Source organism: Aureispira sp. CCB-E, assembly GCF_031326345.1.
Classification (GTDB): domain Bacteria; phylum Bacteroidota; class Bacteroidia; order Chitinophagales; family Saprospiraceae; genus Aureispira.
The window spans coordinates 4,742,991-4,759,127 of sequence record NZ_CP133671.1 but is presented as its reverse complement, the minus strand read 5'-3'; the positions used below and the strand labels follow the sequence as shown (position 1 = coordinate 4,759,127).

The following is a 16,137-nucleotide window of genomic DNA, read 5'->3' as shown; positions in this document are numbered from 1 at the left end:
TTTGCGACCAATGGCATTTAATGAACGATAACTGTAAAAATCAGCTAAAAACGCCTAAAATTAAGGATTTGTAGTGTTTTTAGTTTGAATAATCGATGCTTTTCGAACTGTCGTATAAAAAGAGGTGGGGTGAGGGAATGCTCTAAAACACAAAACAGGATGAACAATTGCTGTCCATCCTGTTGAGTCTATATACGTTATTTACAAAGTATATTATCGTATTAATGTAAATTCACCTTTTACAGTTCTTGTATCTGGATCACTTGCTTTTTTGTAAACAATCATATAGATATAAACCTCTGTTGGTTGAGGAACACCATTAACAGTACCGTCCCAGCCATCTCCATGAGAGGTATCGCCATTGTAAATTTCTTGCCCCCAGCGGTTGAATATTCTAAAAGAACTTATTTCTTCATCTGCTAAAGTAACAGGACGGAATGTATCGTTAATACCATCACCATCTGGTGTAAAGGCAGTAGGAACTCCTTGGAAGGGTGCTTCTACTGTAATCCAAACCGTATCGGTAACACTACAAGTCGTGTCATTTGTTGTCGCACTAGCCGTAACAATATAGGTATAATCTCCTTCTGGATCAGGATTAGCAGTTGTTACGCCAAGTGTAGAATTCGCAATATTAGCATTTCCTGTAACAGGATCAACAATACTAGTCCAAGTATAATCAAAACCAGTAGAACCAGCTGATAATGTTACAGCAGTATTTAGAGGAACAGAAACACTTGTCATGCCTGTAACACTTACAAAAGCATCTACTGTTGGAATAACAGGAGCATTGATGGTTTGACTGGCTGTTGCGGTACATCCATCACTATTGGTAACTGTAACCGTGTGGTTTCCTGCTGCTAAGCCTGTTGCGGTGCTATCCGTACTATTATTACTCCAAATATACGTAATATTACTTCCACCAGTAGCAACAGCATTTAGCGCACCGATAGGTTGTAAATCACAAGCTAAATTGCCCACCAAGGTAGTAATCGTCACAGTAACATCCGTAGCTTCTTCAACAGTATATGGACCTCCAGTTACCGAACAACCATTAGCATCTGTCACAACAACTGTATAATTTCCTGCTGCTAAGCCTGATAAATCTTCGGTAGTAGCACTATTATCCCAAGCGTAAGTATAGACAGGTGTACCTCCAGAAACCTGAATGTCAATAGCACCAGAATTTGCTGTTGAATTACAGCCAATATTAGTGGTATCAACTAGCGTAACAACCAAAACAGGTGGATCCACTAAAGTGATGGTATCTAAAGTCGAACAACCATTGCCATTATCGGTAATGGTAACTGTAAATGTACCTGAAGGTATCGTAGCTGTATTGGTCGTAGAAGTAGAAGCAGCACCCCAATCAAATGCATATGATCCAGAACCTCCTGAAACAGTTAGGGTAGATGTTCCATCCTCTCCATTACACGATGGATTAACCGATACGTCTGTAACACTCAACAATATTGTAGGATTCACGACAGCTTGTGCCGTTTCAGAGCAACCATTATTATCTGTAACGGTTACGATATAAGTTCCATTAGAAACCGCAGCAAGATCTTCTGTCGTAGCATTATTGTTCCACAAGTAAGTCAATGTTCCAACGCCACCTGTTGCTGTGATAGAAACACTACCATCGGCAGTTCCTGCACAACTATTGTCAACAATATTATCTACAGTAATGAGAATAGGGTTAGGAACAGTTAACGTTGCTTGTGCGGTGTCTGTACAGCCATTAGCATCTGTAACGGTAACAGTAAATGTACCATTATTCAAACCCGTAACATCACCTGTCGTATCGCTGTTGCTCCAATTATAACTGTAGTTAGGAGTTCCTCCCGTAGCTGTTGTAAAGATATTGCCATCGGCAGATCCACTACAGAATGGGTTATTAAAGGAGTCTACTACAATAGCTAACACAGATGGTTCTGTAATGGTAATACTTTGTGAGTCAATACAAGAAATTGTAGGAGAGCCTGGACCACCAGAAATAGTATCTGTTACAACTAAAGTATAAGTTCCTGCTACTAAATTACAGATAGTATCCATATCAACGGTGCCGTTAGACCAAGTCAAATTCATTGGACTTCCGCTACCACCTGTTACAATGGCACTAACACAACCAGAAGAATCGTTGTTACAAAGTAAGTTGGTTGGCGTTAAAGCTATGTTGATAGCAGGATTATTAATACAGCTAGGATTAAGCGTACTACAGTTATTAGTTCCAGTAGGACTTAGTGGGCAAGCCCCTCCTGTACCATCGTTCCCACGAACAAGAATCGTATAATTTGTGTTGCTATTTAAGCCTGTTGCTGTAGTTGCCAAAACGTTCCCTACATTAACCCAAGTAGCACCACCATCTAAACTATATTCATAAAAGCCTGTAGCAGGTAAACCTAAGTCAGACCAGCTAAAACTAAGGCTATTGACAGAAGAACTATCACAAATAACCGTAGGAGTGTTTAGCCCAGAAATAATATGTACGGTTGTCGAATCACTGTAAGTACAAACACCATCTTGCACAGCTACTGTATAAGTAGTCGTCGCTGTTGGGGTAGCAACAGGAGAGGCTACATTGTTGGCATTTAGTGTAGCTGCAGGTGTCCAGTTATAAAATGGTCCAAAAACTTTGGGACTAAAGCGATAAGCAACATTGGTAATTGGTCCACTTGCTTGTCCTTGAGTAGCATTTAAGCTTGAATGATAGTGAGCTACTGTGCCATCACCATTCTCAATACCAATTGTAGAAACCCCCAATGTATTGCTCGTAATATGTATTTCGATAGAATTGTCAGATTCATTCAAGATAGCTTGTGTAGTTGTACTTGTACTACCTAGCCAGTTTTGGATACCATTGAAATTTACAACAAGTTGTCGATTAGGGGCTGTCCCTACTACGTAGTAGTTGATGCTACCTCCGTTGCCAACATCCAAGTCTTCCCATGAAAGCGCAATGATGTTTTCGGGATCACCAGCAGCAGGTAAAGTAGCACCAGGCAAGAAGCCTGCGTTGGGACCCAAGGCATTGAATGTAATAAATCCGTTGGTGTGGATGTAGAAAGTATTAAAGCTATTACAATAAAAATCAAAATCAAAACCAATAGGTAGTGCAGCAGAAATACCTTCGTCTGTAGCTCCAAAAGTAGATGTTGCTGTAAAATTGGAAACCGCCGTTCCGCCAGTTGTTGTTAATGGAGCAAAAGGAATGATACTTACATCATAATCATCACAAAGAGCTGGTGTTAATGTATCCGATAAAGTAACCAATAAATTTGAGTTGCCACCAGAACAAACCGAATCAGGAAGCGCACTTGCCGTTACCGACATATCTGGATAGTTAAGCACCATTGTATCGCTCATAGGACACAAGCCACCATAGTTGTAATCGACAACAATAACTGTAGAATCATTAGAACTTGTACTAGATGAGACAGGAATGGTAATTGTTGGGATTCGGGTGGTCGTACTAGAAAAGCTAACTGCTGGACCACTGATTTGACGCCAATTATAGCTAGAGCTACCTAAGATTGTTGTAGGAATAGAATCAGCTACCACTTCAAAACTAGCTCCAGAACAAACCGATCTGTTATTTAAACGAACACCAGGAACAATAACTTGGACATTGAGCAAGTCAAAACAACTACTGTCGCTAAAACCACCCGTGTATAAATCATTTCTCAATCCAATATTAAAGTTATTAACCCCAATCTCTTCTTGAGTTGGTGTTATTAAAGCAAGTACATTCAAAGAATCAAAACTAACTGGTGCATTAGGATTGGTAACTAAGATGGTATTGTTCGTAAATGCATCGTTAATAGTTGTAAATGGACCATACAAATTTAGCGTATCATTTAATGAACCAGATGCTCCTACATTAATCCCTAAAGTATTGTTAGGACAAACGACAAATTGATTGATACCATTTGTCGTATCTGTAATATAACCTTGGTTACCAAAAGCTACGCCTAAGGTGTCAATATCGTAAGGAATTTCACACGGACAGGCTATACTTCCTGATCCTGAATTTTGTGTACTAAAGATATTGGTAGCAACATTGGCATAGTTTGTAACCATTAAAATATAAACTTCACCTGCTTGCGCATTGGGGATGGTTACTTGTTCTTGACTAACAGAGCTATAACTACAATCTGCGATGTTACCCCATTGTCCCCCTTGTCCCATAGAGTCACAAGCAAGTCCTGCTGCTGCAATACTCGTAAATGGTCCCCAAAGGATAAAATCAATGTCAACATTAGCTGTATTGTCTAGAGTAAAGTCAATTAATCCAGATTGTTCAATCGTTAAAGAAAAATAACTTGGATTGCCTTGTGTACCTAAACAGTCGTAATTGGGACCTGCGGGAGCTTGGGGACCAGCCCCAGAACCTGTACCGTCAAAATTGGCAGGGTATTGAGCAATACCACTACAAAATGGACTTTGAAAAGCACCTGAACAATCAGGAGCTTGTGCATTGGCTTGGTTGAACCAACCAAGGCTGATACAACACAAAACAATAATACTATATAATCGTTTCATTATAAATTAGAATTTTAAAAATAAAGCATTGAACTTTTATCATCTGCTAACTACTCTGCAAATAAATCCTCTCATTTTTGTGGAGCAATTTTAGTAAAAGTTGAGAACTCTTATGGTTTGATTCTATTTGGGTTAGCGTCATATATTTCAAGGAATATTTAGCTAACAAGGTGAGAATATTACTTTATAGGTAGTAGTTACCTGTAAAGAGCAAAAGAGGTTCGTAAAAAAGGCTCACTTAAAAAGTATTATTTATGCTACAGTGTGCTAAGTATTGTTATGGGAGCATATATGCATATGATTGATAAAAAATCCCTTTGATTAGTTGATTCGTGCCATTTGATATTGGCACGATACAAGAACAAAGGCAACTCGACAAGTTGAGTTGACCATACTACAATAGTATATTAAGGGAATATTGCACCCGATATCTCATGACAGATACAGTATTTTAGCAGACTATTCAAGTTTTGTTTGTTGAAATTAGTAGTTCGTTAATTACTTCGTGAGCACTTTGCTTTTAGTTAGCGGTGCTGCTATTACGTGGTTTCAACGAACTATTGTGAAATAAAGATGATTAGAAAAATCAAAGGGCTATTGAGCTGCTTTTTTTAAAGCAATTTGTTTTTGCTTTTTCTTTGCATTTTCAAGATGGAATTCTAATGCTTTTATCTTTTCAAGATTAAGCGTTAGCGCCTTTTGATATTTTTCGATTAATGCTACATCTGTACTTTCGCTTTCGTGTAGGTTTTTGATAATCGCAACTAGTCGTTCTTGATTTGCTATTAGCTCTTTCATGGAACGTTGTTGAGTTTCAAAAGAGGAAGAAGAAGCAATCTTGTTTTTGCCACAAGTAGAGCATTGTTTGTGTGCTTCTTTTTGTTGTTGAGTTAAGGCTTTTAAATTAACTTTTTTTGCTTGAGGATACCGCCTCATAAGTTGATTTTCAGCCTGCTGATGTGCTCTTGTTGCTTCGGTTTCGGATTGCGCAAACAACCCTAACGGTGCAATAAGTAACAGGAGGATTAACTTTTGCATGATGTTATCGTCTTAAATGATTAAAAAAAATATTATAGTTCCCTGAATCTAAGTTGCTTGAGTGCTTTTTTAAAATAACACTTAAAAAGAGTAGAATTAGGACAGGGGAAAGTGCCTTAAAGTTAATATAAAAAATGTTTAAGTTAAAGAAAAAATAATAATCCTTATAAAACATTTTTTCATAAAAAAGGACGATAAGCCTAGAAGAATAAAAAAAGTCATGCTTTGAAACCGACCTTTTCCCAAAAAAAACATACTTTGATTGGCGATGCAAAACAAAAGCACTTTTTTAAAAGTATTCAAGCACATTTTTTTCTATTTAAGAAATTGTGCTTTAGTGTTTTATTTTAATTTTGTGTTAACTTTTTAAAGAGTGTTTGTTGGATTGATAAGTTTTTAAAGGATAAAAATATTTATGGAAGACATTTTTAGAGGGATTTTGGGAATTACAGTTTTGGTTGCTGTATTGTATGTTTTTTCTTCAAACAAAAAAGCAATTGACTGGAAATTGGTAAGTATAGCCTTAGGGATGCAAATCATATTTGGATTAGCGGTCTTAAAGGTAGATTTTGTGCGAAGCATTTTTGACTGGATTGGTAGTGGTTTTGTTAGCGTATTGGAGTTTACCAAACAAGGGTCTACTTTTGTTTTTGGTGGCTTGATGGATCCCTCTAATGCTGGATTTATTTTTGCTTTTCAGATTTTGCCTACTATTTTATTCTTTTCTGCTTTGTCTTCCATCTTATATTACCTAGGCATTCTACAACGAGTTATTTATGCATTAGCTTATGTAATGACTAGAGTAATGCGTTTGTCTGGAGCAGAGAGTTTGGCTGCTGCTGCCAATGTCTTTATTGGACAAACCGAAGCACCTTTAATTATCAAGCCGTACTTAGATAAAATGACCAAGTCAGAGTTATTGTGCTTGATGGTAGGAGGGATGGCAACCATAGCAGGTGGCGTCCTAGCAGCGTACATTGGTTTTTTGGGAGGAGATGATACGGCATCGCAAGAGGAATTTGCAAGGCATTTGTTAACCGCTTCTATTATGTCTGCCCCAGCAGCGATACTAGCCGCAAAAATACTATATCCAGAAACAGAAGAGGTTGATACTAATTTGGAAGTGCCTAAAGATAAAATTGGAAACAACCTCTTGGAAGCAATTTCTAACGGTACTTCTGATGGATTGAAATTAGCGGTTAATGTAGGAGCGATGTTGATTGTATTTATTGCTTTAGTAGCGATGTTGAATGCAATCTGTTCCAATACTTTGGGGGAATGGGTTGGATGGACTAGCGATGGCTCTTTTGCATTGTTGGGGGATGCCTTTTTGCCTCATCAGGATACTTTAGTTCAGGCGATACAAATACCTCTGCCCCCTACAGAAGAAATGGTTAAAGTCGTAGAGGAAACAATTGTAACAGGTTCGAATGGGGTAGATAGTATTGCTTTTACAATAGTAGAAGAAGCGCATTCTGTTCCTAGGTTTGATATTGTTTACGATACCTTATTGAGAAACGAAATGGATATTCGTTGGGCTGTTATTGGGCAAGAAACAGTAACAGGGGCAAATGGTATAACAAGTACAGTTCCTGTAGATGGCTGGGTTTTATATGCAGATACAAAATCTAATATACCTTTGGATACTTTAAGTTATACGGGCAATGAAATGAATAGAATGTCTTTGAATATGTATACCAATCAAAGTACAGAAGGAAGATTTCCTGCATTTAATCTAGAGTATATCTTAGGGGTAGTTATGTCTCCAATTGCTTGGATATTGGGAACTCCTTCTGAAGATATTTTAACCGTAGGGCAGTTGTTGGGTAAAAAAACAATCTTGAACGAGTTTGTTGCTTATGCTGATATTCCTTCGGTTAGTGATAATATTACACATAAATCAAAAATTATAGCTACTTATGCTTTGTGTGGTTTTGCTAACTTTGCTTCTATAGGAATTCAGTTAGGAGGGATTGGCGCAATTGCACCCGAACGCCGAACAACACTAGCAGAGTTTGGTGTAAAAGCTTTGATTGGTGGTACCGTTGCCTGTTTCTTGACAGCTACGATTGCAGGGATGCTTGTCTAGTAGCTTTTTGGGGAGAGGGAACCAACGTCGGTTATACTGATGATTGAAAATTTGGAGATTACTTATTTGATAAAGTAATACATTTGATTAATTTTGCGCCTTATTGTTGCAAGATTAAAAAGAACTGAAAATTACTAAAAAGTAAAACAATGAAAGCATTTTTGTTTCCTGGGCAAGGCGCTCAATTTGAAGGAATGGGGAAAGATTTATACGAAAATCATGAAACTGCCCGTCAATTGTTTGATCAAGCCAATGAAATTTTAGGTTTTGATATTACTAAGGTGATGTTTGAAGGAACCGCAGAAGAGTTGCGTCAAACAAAAATTACACAACCTGCTATTTTTTTACATTCTGTAATTACAGCAAAAGTAAAAATGGATGAGGCAGAAGTCCCTGCAGCAGTTGCTGGGCATTCTTTAGGAGAATTTTCTGCCTTAGTAGTTAGTGGAGCGATGACTTTTGAAGATGGTCTTTTGTTGGTTTACAAAAGAGCCATGGCCATGCAAAAATCTTGTGATGAAACAGAAGGTACGATGGCTGCGATTATGACGCCTGATATGGACTTAGTAGAGTCAATTTGCAATGAGGTAGAAGCTGTTGTGGTACCTGCTAATTATAACACCCCAAGTCAGTTGGTTATCTCAGGATCTTTAGAGGGAATTGAGCAAGCATCTAAGTTGTTGGAAGAAAAAGGAGCTAGAGTTATTCCATTAACAGTAGGAGGAGCATTTCACTCTCCTTTGATGGATTCTGCAAAGCAAAGCTTACAAGAGGCCATTGAGAGTACGAAATTTTCTACTCCTATGTGCCCAGTTTACCAAAATGTAACGGCTAAAGCAACAACAGATATAGACGAAATACGAACAAACTTGATTAATCAGCTAACTGGTTCTGTTCGTTGGAGTCAAACGATACAAAATATGTTGGAAGATGGTATAGAGCACTTTGTTGAAGTAGGAGGTAAAGGTCGTATTTTGTTGGGAATGGTTCGAAAAATCAATAGAAAAGCACAAATGGAAATGTTGTAAAATTCTCATATACAATATATTACTTTGCTTTAAAACGCTTCTTAGTGAACCTAAGAAGCGTTTTTTTTGTTCTGAAATCATATCAGGTATACTTCAGCATAATTTTTGTAGCATTGAATCACTAAAAAGAACATTCCTCAGCTTATTTATGTAATTGATATTTTTTCAAAAATCAGTATTGTAAAACGCAAAACTTACCAATTACAATTTAAGTAAGTAGTCCAAAGGAATCGCCCCCTAAAAATAAAGCTTTTTAAGATAGGCACTTTGGGACAATTGCTTAAACAACTTCCAATTGAACAAACTACCTATTTGTTCAACTTATTATTAGCTAATTTTTAAGCCTTATTTTATTATGATAACAGGAAGATACACAATAAGCATTTTTATACTTGGGTTATTATTTTTTGTAATTAGTTGCAAACGTTCCATAGAATTTGATCCAACTGATTTGATAGATGCCAGAGATGGCAACCGATATTCTACGATTAGATACGGTAATCAGCGTTGGATGGCAGAGAATTTGAACTATGACTTGAACAATTCAAAACTAAATCCCAATAACCCCATTTCGGAATATGGTCGTTTGTACACCCTTGAGCAAGCTTCTATCGCTTGCCCTAATGGTTGGCATTTGCCTACGGATGAAGAATGGCAAGCAATGGAACAACACTTGGGAATGGGAGCTGTAGAATTAGGCTTTGTTGGTTATCGAGGAGGAAATATCGGGCGCTCTCTGAAATCTTCTACAGGATGGTTGCTCAAAAATGGTAGCAATGAATTTGAGTTCAATGTGTATCCTTCTGGTTTATATAATGATGTCAAAAATGCCTTTGAAGAGTTGAGTTATAAAGCCTATCTTTGGACAGCTACCGAAGCAAACAATCATACTGGTTATTATAGAGGGTTAACCAAGGATTTTGATGGTTTTTATCGGGATACTATTAGTAGAAGCACAGGGTTATCTTGTCGATGTGTAGAAGATTGAGATTGTTTTTGTAGAAGCATAAAAAATGAGCCACTCTACTTGTTATAGAATGACTCATTCAACTATTTTTTTAGGATAGAATCTATGCTATCTATTGTATTGATTAACTATAAATTTCTGAACCTTGATCAATAAACTCTTGAGATTTTTCATCCATACCTTTTTGTAGTGCAGCAGCTTCATCGGCTTTTAATCCCGCAGCGTAGTCACGAACTTCTTGTGTGATTTTCATAGAACAGAATTTAGGACCACACATCGAACAGAAATGAGCGATTTTTGCCCCTTCTGCTGGAAGTGTTTCGTCATGATATTCTCGTGCAGTATCTGGATCTAGTGATAGATTAAACTGATCGTTCCAACGGAATTCAAAACGAGCTTTACTCAAGGCATTGTCACGGTGCTGAGAACCTGGGTGTCCTTTTGCCAAATCAGCTGCGTGTGCAGCAATTTTATAGGTAATAACACCATCTTTGACATCTTTTTTGTTGGGTAATCCTAAGTGTTCTTTAGGGGTTACATAACAAAGCATTGCTGTTCCGTACCAACCAATTTGAGCTGCACCAATAGCAGAAGTAATATGGTCATAACCAGGAGCAATATCAGTTGTCAAAGGACCCAATGTATAGAATGGAGCCTCAAAACAATCTCTTAATTGTTTGTCCATATTTTCTTTAATCAATTGCATTGGAACATGACCAGGACCTTCGATCATTACTTGAATATCGTGTTTCCAAGCAATTTTTGTCAACTCTCCCAATGTTTCTAACTCTCCAAATTGAGCAGCATCATTGGCATCTGCCAAACAACCTGGACGCAAGCCATCTCCTAAAGAAAAGGCAACATCATAGGCTTTCATAATTTCACAAATATCCTCGAAATGCGTGTATAGGAAGTTTTCTTTGTGATGAGACAAACACCATTTGGCCATAATCGACCCACCTCTAGAAACAATCCCTGTAATACGATCTGCTGTCAGTGGTACATAACGCAACAAAACACCAGCATGAATTGTAAAATAAGAAACCCCCTGCTCGGCTTGTTCAATTAATGTATCTCTAAATATTTCCCAAGTCAAATCTTCTGCTTTACCATTTACTTTTTCCAAAGCTTGATAAATCGGTACGGTACCAATTGGAACAGGAGAGTTGCGAATAATCCATTCTCTTGTTTCGTGGATGTTTTGCCCTGTAGACAAATCCATAATGGTATCAGCTCCCCAACGACAAGCCCAAACCGCTTTTTCTACTTCTTCGGCAATACTTGATGTAACAGCAGAGTTACCAATATTAGCATTGATTTTTACTAAGAAATTGCGCCCAATAATCATGGGTTCGGATTCAGGATGATTGATATTATTAGGAATAATAGCACGTCCTGCAGCGATTTCATCTCGAACAAATTCAGGCGTAATAAAACCTGTTGGAATATTGGCTCCGAAGCTTTGACCAGGGTGTTGTTTGAAGTCAACGCCTTGTTGCATCAACTCATCTCTACGTTGATTTTCTCGAATAGCAATGTATTCCATTTCGGGAGTAATAATACCTTTCTTGGCATAATGCATTTGAGAGACATTGCATCCTTTTTTAGCACGAAGTGGTTTGTGTTGTAAAGAAGGGAAGCGCAAGTGATCCAAGCTGTCGTCTTCTAGACGTTCTTGACCATATTTAGAACTAATGCTGTCCAAATATTCTACGTCACCACGATCCAAAATCCATTGTTCACGCAAACGTTTGATACCTTTAGTAATGTCAATGTTAATAGTAGAATCGGTATAAGGACCACTCGTGTCATAGACTGTTACAGGAGTATTTTTTTCTACTTTACCCGTTCCTTTGTGAACAGTGTCTTCCAAGGTGATTTCACGCATAGCAACTTCTATATCATGAATTTTTCCTTTTACATAGATCTTTTTCGAGGCTGGAAATGGATCTTTCGTAATAATGCCTTCACTTGGAATTTTATCTTTTTTCATAATCTCAATTTTAGACCCTATATCGGGTGTTAACACTAGCCCCCTTGTGTGGCAGTTATGATGGTTACTTTATCTTGCTCTTTCAACAAGAGTTCTGTCCAATTGTTTTTGGGAATAACTGTATTGTTTACAGCGATAGCAATTCCCGTTTTGTTGGCTTTACCCAGTTGTTTTACTAAGTTGATTAATGTCAAAGGAGCATCATAAGTATGCTCTTTTTGGTTGACCCAAATTATCATATGCTTACAAAGTAAATTATTCAATAAAAAAGGAGAGGAAAGACAATAGAGCGGCGACTATAGAAAACTTCTTATAGTAGTGCAACTTTTCCCTACGACAGTACGAACTGTATCAGGTAATAAGGGTCTTTCTCAGTGCAATTACAAGCACACCCCTAAAGCTAAAACAAAGTTAGTAAAAAAAAGATAAGGAAGGTACTCCTTATGATGGTTTTTCAATTTGCTACAGGAGGATATCAGCAAGCGTTGTTGGTAAACTTGAAACGTACTACAAAGTTTTTTTAAAATAATTGTTATTGAATATCAATGTGTTGGTGTAGGGCGTCTTCCAAAAAATGGTGTAATGCAAATGTTTGTTCAGCACCTAGTTTCTGACCCAATTGACTAATTAAGTACATTAAAATCCCTGTTCCAAATAAAATTGGTATCGCCCAAGAAAAAGAAGTAATGATTCCTAAATTGTATTGACAGCCTTCATAAATTCCAACAAAAAGAATGGATAATAAGATAGCGCCATAAGAAAGTGCAAAAAGTGTCCAAATATTAGGATTGGGACCATAGAGCCCTCTAATGAGGGTTTTTCCATCAGACAATTGTTCAAATTCTATATGCAAATGAGGTGACCAGTAGTGTTTTTCGCCTCCTTTTATTCGTACGATAAAATGCCCTTTGACAGATTTAAATGTAAAACTTTCGTGGCTTGTTTTGAGTTTTTCTTCCATCTCTCTTTTGATTTGTGCAGGGCTAGATTTTGTTGTAAATCTAAATCGAGGTCTTATTCTAAAGCTTGTCATATTAGGTCTTTTTGGCTGTGATAATTTAAAGAATGGAGACGCTTCTAAATACGGTATCGAAGGGGAATACAAGTGGGGTATTAGGATCAAAACTATGCTGAAAATTGTCTAAATACCTACCGAACATTCTATTCAGGATAGTTCCGAAATGATAATTATAAATATATACATAATATTGTGAATGTGGAAGGTGGTGGGGCAAAAAAATAGATAAGAAATTTGAAATAATAAAAAATAGAGGGCATCCAAAATTGTATTATTAACAGTTTTTAACAATTAAGAAAGCCAACTTTTTGATGAAATACAGCATCTATCCAATTGAAAGTGCACAGAAGGTGGACGCATTGACTGTTGCCCAAATATGATTTTAAAAGAATGGCTTGCCTTATAGATTGATTCAATGCGGCAAGCTGCTAAAAATTAAAACAAGATGCTTTATAAAAGAAATCTCGTACTGTCCGTTGTTGGTCTATTGAGTCTAGCAAGTTGTCAGTATACTTCCACAAAAAATGCAAGCACACCAACCACCACCTCCACCATCACCACAAAAAATATTAATCAGTCTCCTCAAAAAAAATGCTGCACCAAAACAGCTTATGACCACTCTGTTATTCAAGCCAAACTAAATTCTTTGGAAGCACCTGTAGCAAAAGGCTGTGTCTTTAGGACTATTTTTAAAGAAGAGTCTGCCGAAGGTTTTTTAGAATATAAAACACCAAAAAATATAAAATCGGCTCTGGACAAAAGTTTAAAATGGACAATAAAAGCACAACATGAAAATGGAGGTTGGGGAGCTGGATTAGGGTCTATGCAACAAATTCGAGACCCACATGCTGTTAAAACAGACCCTGCAACGACTTCTATGGTGGCAATGGCGCTTTTGCGTACTGGAAATACATTGACAGAAGGGCAATATGCTGCGTCTTTGGTGAAAGCAACCAAATATCTACTCAAAGAGATAGAAGAAACCGAAAAAGATGCATTTATAACCACGAAGAGAGGAACTCAAATTCAGAGTAAATTGGGACAAAATATAGATGCTGTTATTACAGCTCAATTCTTTTCTAATTTATTAACCAAAACCGAAAAAGACCACGTTTTAGTAGCTCCAATTAAACATGGTTTGGATATATGTGTACAAAAAATCCAAAATACGCAAGATGAAAAGGGGAGAACAGCTGGAGGAAGTTGGGCAGGTGTTTTGCAGTCTTCTATGGCAAATGCAGCACTAGAAGCAGCTGAAATGAATGGAGCAGGTGTTGATCAAGAAAAGTTAAGAAAGGCGAAAGAGTATCAAGAAGAAAATTATGACCCTTCAACAGGTGCGGCAAAGACAGAGGATGGAGCGGGAATTATGTTATACTCTATGTCTAGTTCCGTGCGAGCAAGTGCTAAAAATGCTCGGAAAGTTAGAGAGGAAGTGGCACAAGCGAAAAAAGAGAAAAAAATACCTAGCAATGCTCCTGTAACAACAGAAACTTTGGTTGATTTGGGGTATAGTAAGGATGAAGCAGTTAAGATGAATACTTCTTATCAAGTCTATGAATCGGCTAAAGAAGAAGCGCAAACAGCTCGTGTTATGAATGGCTTTGGTAATAATGGAGGGGAAGAATTTATCAGCTTTTTGCAAACTGGAGAATCTATGGTTGTAGGGGGTGATGATAGCTGGAAAAAATGGTATGATAATGTTTCTGCTAAGATGTTGGCTATTCAAAATGCTGATGGTAGTTGGAATGGACACCATTGTATTACAAGTCCTTCTTTTTGTACAGCCACTTGTATTTTGATTCTTTCTATTAATAATGATGCTGAACTACTATCAACAATGGGAGCCTCCCAATAAGATTGTAATTGCAACAGTGCGAGATTGTAAATGGACTGTAATTGCGCACTTTTAAGAAAAAACAAACCTATGGTTAGTAGACACCTTTTGGTCACTAACTATAGGTTTTGTTTTTATAGACAATTGATGAGGAATCTACTTAGTCGATAAAAAATGGTAATAAGAAGTAGAGTGCAGAAAAGAGAGGACAACTTTTTTTGATAAATTTTGTTCCTCAATGTTAATGTATAATAACTGATGAGAGGGAGATCTTGCATCTTGCTCACTATCGGATATTTATGCAGAGTATAGCTTGAGGTTTATAAAATAACTAAGGAAATAAAATTAGGGTAAATCGTATTTTGTATTAGATTTGAAGTCTTAGTCTTAGGTGCTCTAAAAATTAATAAAAGAAGCCATTCTAAAGGATTTGAGATTACTATACAAACGATCGCTACAATCGTACAATTATGAGATTATCGTTTTCCTAATTAATAAGTGATGTGGATAAAAAAAACTGATAAATTTTGATTTTTGTGATTGCAGAAATAAAGTGAAAATGGTACTTTTGTCGTCTATCTAGCTGTTTCAAAAGCTGAGAGTGCTGGTAGAGTGAATTATAAAATATTTTAGTGATGGGGAGTTGTAAAAAGACTAAATAGATACTTTATGAAGCCGAAAAAATATTCTAAAACAAACTTACCAGAAAAAATTTGTATTGTTTGTAAACGACCTTTCTTGTGGCGTAAAAAATGGGAAAAATGTTGGGATGAAGTAAAGTATTGTAGTAAAAAATGTCGCAAAGAGTCTTCGAAACAATAGTCGGTACACAACAAAATCTAACCAATTAGAAAAAATGCATAGTTTCAATATTAATTAACAAGTAGACTGTTGCCCCAAAATATGCAAGCAATCAATGAACCATTTAAATAAATAAAAAGCATGAAAAACATTGTAATCGGGATTGTGTTTTGCCTCATAATAAGCAATCTTGTAGGGAGTTGTGGAAAAAGTCAAAAAGTGATTGACTGTTCTTTGGTATATGGTACTTTAGTAGATCCTAGAGATGGAAGCCGCTATTCAACAGTAACAGTTTGTGATGATGTTTGGATGACACAAAACCTTCGTTATGAAGTTCCTGGAGTTGTCAAAGATCCTATTTCTTTGGGAGTAGAATATGGTGTCTTATACAATTATGAGCAAGCGAATGGTGCTTGTCCAGAGGGATGGCATCTGGCGACAGATGAAGATTGGAAAAATCTAGAAAAAGCAATCGGAGTAACTACTGAAGAATTAAATAAAACAGGCTGGAGAGGCGAAGAAGCAGGCGAATATTTAAAATCTTCGACTCAGTGGCAAAAAGGTAAGAAAACTTATACGCCAATTTCGTTTAGAGTGTTGCCTGCTGGATATTCTGACGGAACGTATCAAGGTTTGAAAGAAAAAACTCGCTTTTGGACTGCTACAGAAGCTGGTGCTGAGTCTGCATGGGTTAGAGAGTTAGCGATTGACAACAAAAAAATTAACCGCTCAGAAGGAAAAAAATCAGATTATAATTCTTGTCGTTGTGTGTTGAACTAAAATATCGTGAAAATATAGTACTTCTGAAAGAAGTAGGGGCTTAT

11 protein-coding genes and 1 riboswitch are annotated in these 16,137 nt (G+C 37.0%); of the genes, 6 read left to right on the top strand and 5 right to left on the bottom strand.

Going from position 1 to position 16,137, the window contains the following annotated elements; translation table 11 throughout:
• Positions 1-213: 213 nt before the first annotated feature.
• Positions 214-4,542: a T9SS type B sorting domain-containing protein gene (locus tag QP953_RS18360; RefSeq protein ID WP_309552285.1), complete on the bottom strand. Its 4,329-nt coding sequence runs from the start codon at positions 4,540-4,542 to the stop codon at positions 214-216.
• Positions 4,543-5,136: 594 nt separating this feature from the next.
• Positions 5,137-5,580: a hypothetical protein gene (locus tag QP953_RS18355; protein ID WP_309552283.1), complete on the bottom strand. Its 444-nt coding sequence runs from the start codon at positions 5,578-5,580 to the stop codon at positions 5,137-5,139.
• Between the two features lie 415 nt (positions 5,581-5,995).
• Here QP953_RS18355 and QP953_RS18350 point away from each other — a divergent pair, with 415 nt between their 5' ends.
• The 3 genes from QP953_RS18350 (at position 5,996) to QP953_RS18340 (ending at position 9,685) form a co-directional block, all read left to right on the top strand.
• Entirely contained in the window at positions 5,996-7,669 is a 1,674-nt protein-coding gene (locus QP953_RS18350) for a nucleoside transporter C-terminal domain-containing protein (RefSeq protein WP_309552282.1), read from the top strand.
• A 149-nt stretch (positions 7,670-7,818) separates the two neighbouring features.
• Positions 7,819-8,697: an ACP S-malonyltransferase gene (gene fabD / locus QP953_RS18345; protein ID WP_052594364.1), complete on the top strand. Its 879-nt coding sequence runs from the start codon at positions 7,819-7,821 to the stop codon at positions 8,695-8,697.
• A gap of 355 nt (positions 8,698-9,052) precedes the next feature.
• Positions 9,053-9,685, top strand: a complete 633-nt coding sequence (locus QP953_RS18340) for an FISUMP domain-containing protein (RefSeq protein WP_052594363.1) — start codon at positions 9,053-9,055, stop codon at positions 9,683-9,685.
• 103 nt (positions 9,686-9,788) lie between these two features.
• Here QP953_RS18340 and thiC read toward each other — a convergent pair whose 3' ends face one another.
• The 3 genes from thiC to QP953_RS18325 form a co-directional block, all read right to left on the bottom strand.
• Positions 9,789-11,657 carry a phosphomethylpyrimidine synthase ThiC gene (gene thiC, locus QP953_RS18335; protein WP_309552281.1) on the bottom strand — a complete coding sequence of 623 codons (1,869 nt, stop codon included), beginning with the start codon at positions 11,655-11,657 and terminating at the stop codon, positions 9,789-9,791.
• Between the two features lie 35 nt (positions 11,658-11,692).
• Positions 11,693-11,896 carry a sulfur carrier protein ThiS gene (gene thiS, locus QP953_RS18330; protein WP_052594359.1) on the bottom strand — a complete coding sequence of 68 codons (204 nt, stop codon included), beginning with the start codon at positions 11,894-11,896 and terminating at the stop codon, positions 11,693-11,695.
• A gap of 72 nt (positions 11,897-11,968) precedes the next feature.
• Positions 11,969-12,063, bottom strand: a riboswitch (TPP riboswitch).
• Between the two features lie 126 nt (positions 12,064-12,189).
• Positions 12,190-12,690: a hypothetical protein gene (locus QP953_RS18325; protein WP_052594357.1), complete on the bottom strand. Its 501-nt coding sequence runs from the start codon at positions 12,688-12,690 to the stop codon at positions 12,190-12,192.
• 430 nt (positions 12,691-13,120) lie between these two features.
• Here QP953_RS18325 and QP953_RS18320 point away from each other — a divergent pair, with 430 nt between their 5' ends.
• The 3 genes from QP953_RS18320 to QP953_RS18310 all read left to right on the top strand — a co-directional run bounded on the left by QP953_RS18320 (position 13,121) and on the right by QP953_RS18310 (position 16,093).
• Positions 13,121-14,533 carry a hypothetical protein gene (locus tag QP953_RS18320; protein WP_309552278.1) on the top strand — a complete coding sequence of 471 codons (1,413 nt, stop codon included), beginning with the start codon at positions 13,121-13,123 and terminating at the stop codon, positions 14,531-14,533.
• 648 nt (positions 14,534-15,181) lie between these two features.
• Positions 15,182-15,334: a DUF2256 domain-containing protein gene (locus QP953_RS18315; protein ID WP_072010989.1), complete on the top strand. Its 153-nt coding sequence runs from the start codon at positions 15,182-15,184 to the stop codon at positions 15,332-15,334.
• 120 nt (positions 15,335-15,454) lie between these two features.
• Positions 15,455-16,093, top strand: a complete 639-nt coding sequence (locus QP953_RS18310) for an FISUMP domain-containing protein (RefSeq protein WP_052594352.1) — start codon at positions 15,455-15,457, stop codon at positions 16,091-16,093.
• The last annotated feature ends 44 nt before the right edge of the window (positions 16,094-16,137 follow it).

Excerpts from the sequence above, each read along its gene's own strand:
- QP953_RS18360 (WP_309552285.1), bottom strand. The coding sequence starts at position 4,542 with ATGAAACGATTATATAGTATTATTGTTTTGTGTTGTATCAGCCTTGGT.
- QP953_RS18355 (WP_309552283.1), bottom strand. The coding sequence starts at position 5,580 with ATGCAAAAGTTAATCCTCCTGTTACTTATTGCACCGTTAGGGTTGTTT.
- QP953_RS18350 (WP_309552282.1), top strand. The coding sequence starts at position 5,996 with ATGGAAGACATTTTTAGAGGGATTTTGGGAATTACAGTTTTGGTTGCT.
- fabD (WP_052594364.1), top strand. The coding sequence starts at position 7,819 with ATGAAAGCATTTTTGTTTCCTGGGCAAGGCGCTCAATTTGAAGGAATG.
- QP953_RS18340 (WP_052594363.1), top strand. The coding sequence starts at position 9,053 with ATGATAACAGGAAGATACACAATAAGCATTTTTATACTTGGGTTATTA.
- thiC (WP_309552281.1), bottom strand. The coding sequence starts at position 11,657 with ATGAAAAAAGATAAAATTCCAAGTGAAGGCATTATTACGAAAGATCCA.
- thiS (WP_052594359.1), bottom strand. The coding sequence starts at position 11,896 with ATGATAATTTGGGTCAACCAAAAAGAGCATACTTATGATGCTCCTTTG.
- QP953_RS18325 (WP_052594357.1), bottom strand. The coding sequence starts at position 12,690 with ATGACAAGCTTTAGAATAAGACCTCGATTTAGATTTACAACAAAATCT.
- QP953_RS18320 (WP_309552278.1), top strand. The coding sequence starts at position 13,121 with ATGCTTTATAAAAGAAATCTCGTACTGTCCGTTGTTGGTCTATTGAGT.
- QP953_RS18315 (WP_072010989.1), top strand. The coding sequence starts at position 15,182 with ATGAAGCCGAAAAAATATTCTAAAACAAACTTACCAGAAAAAATTTGT.
- QP953_RS18310 (WP_052594352.1), top strand. The coding sequence starts at position 15,455 with ATGAAAAACATTGTAATCGGGATTGTGTTTTGCCTCATAATAAGCAAT.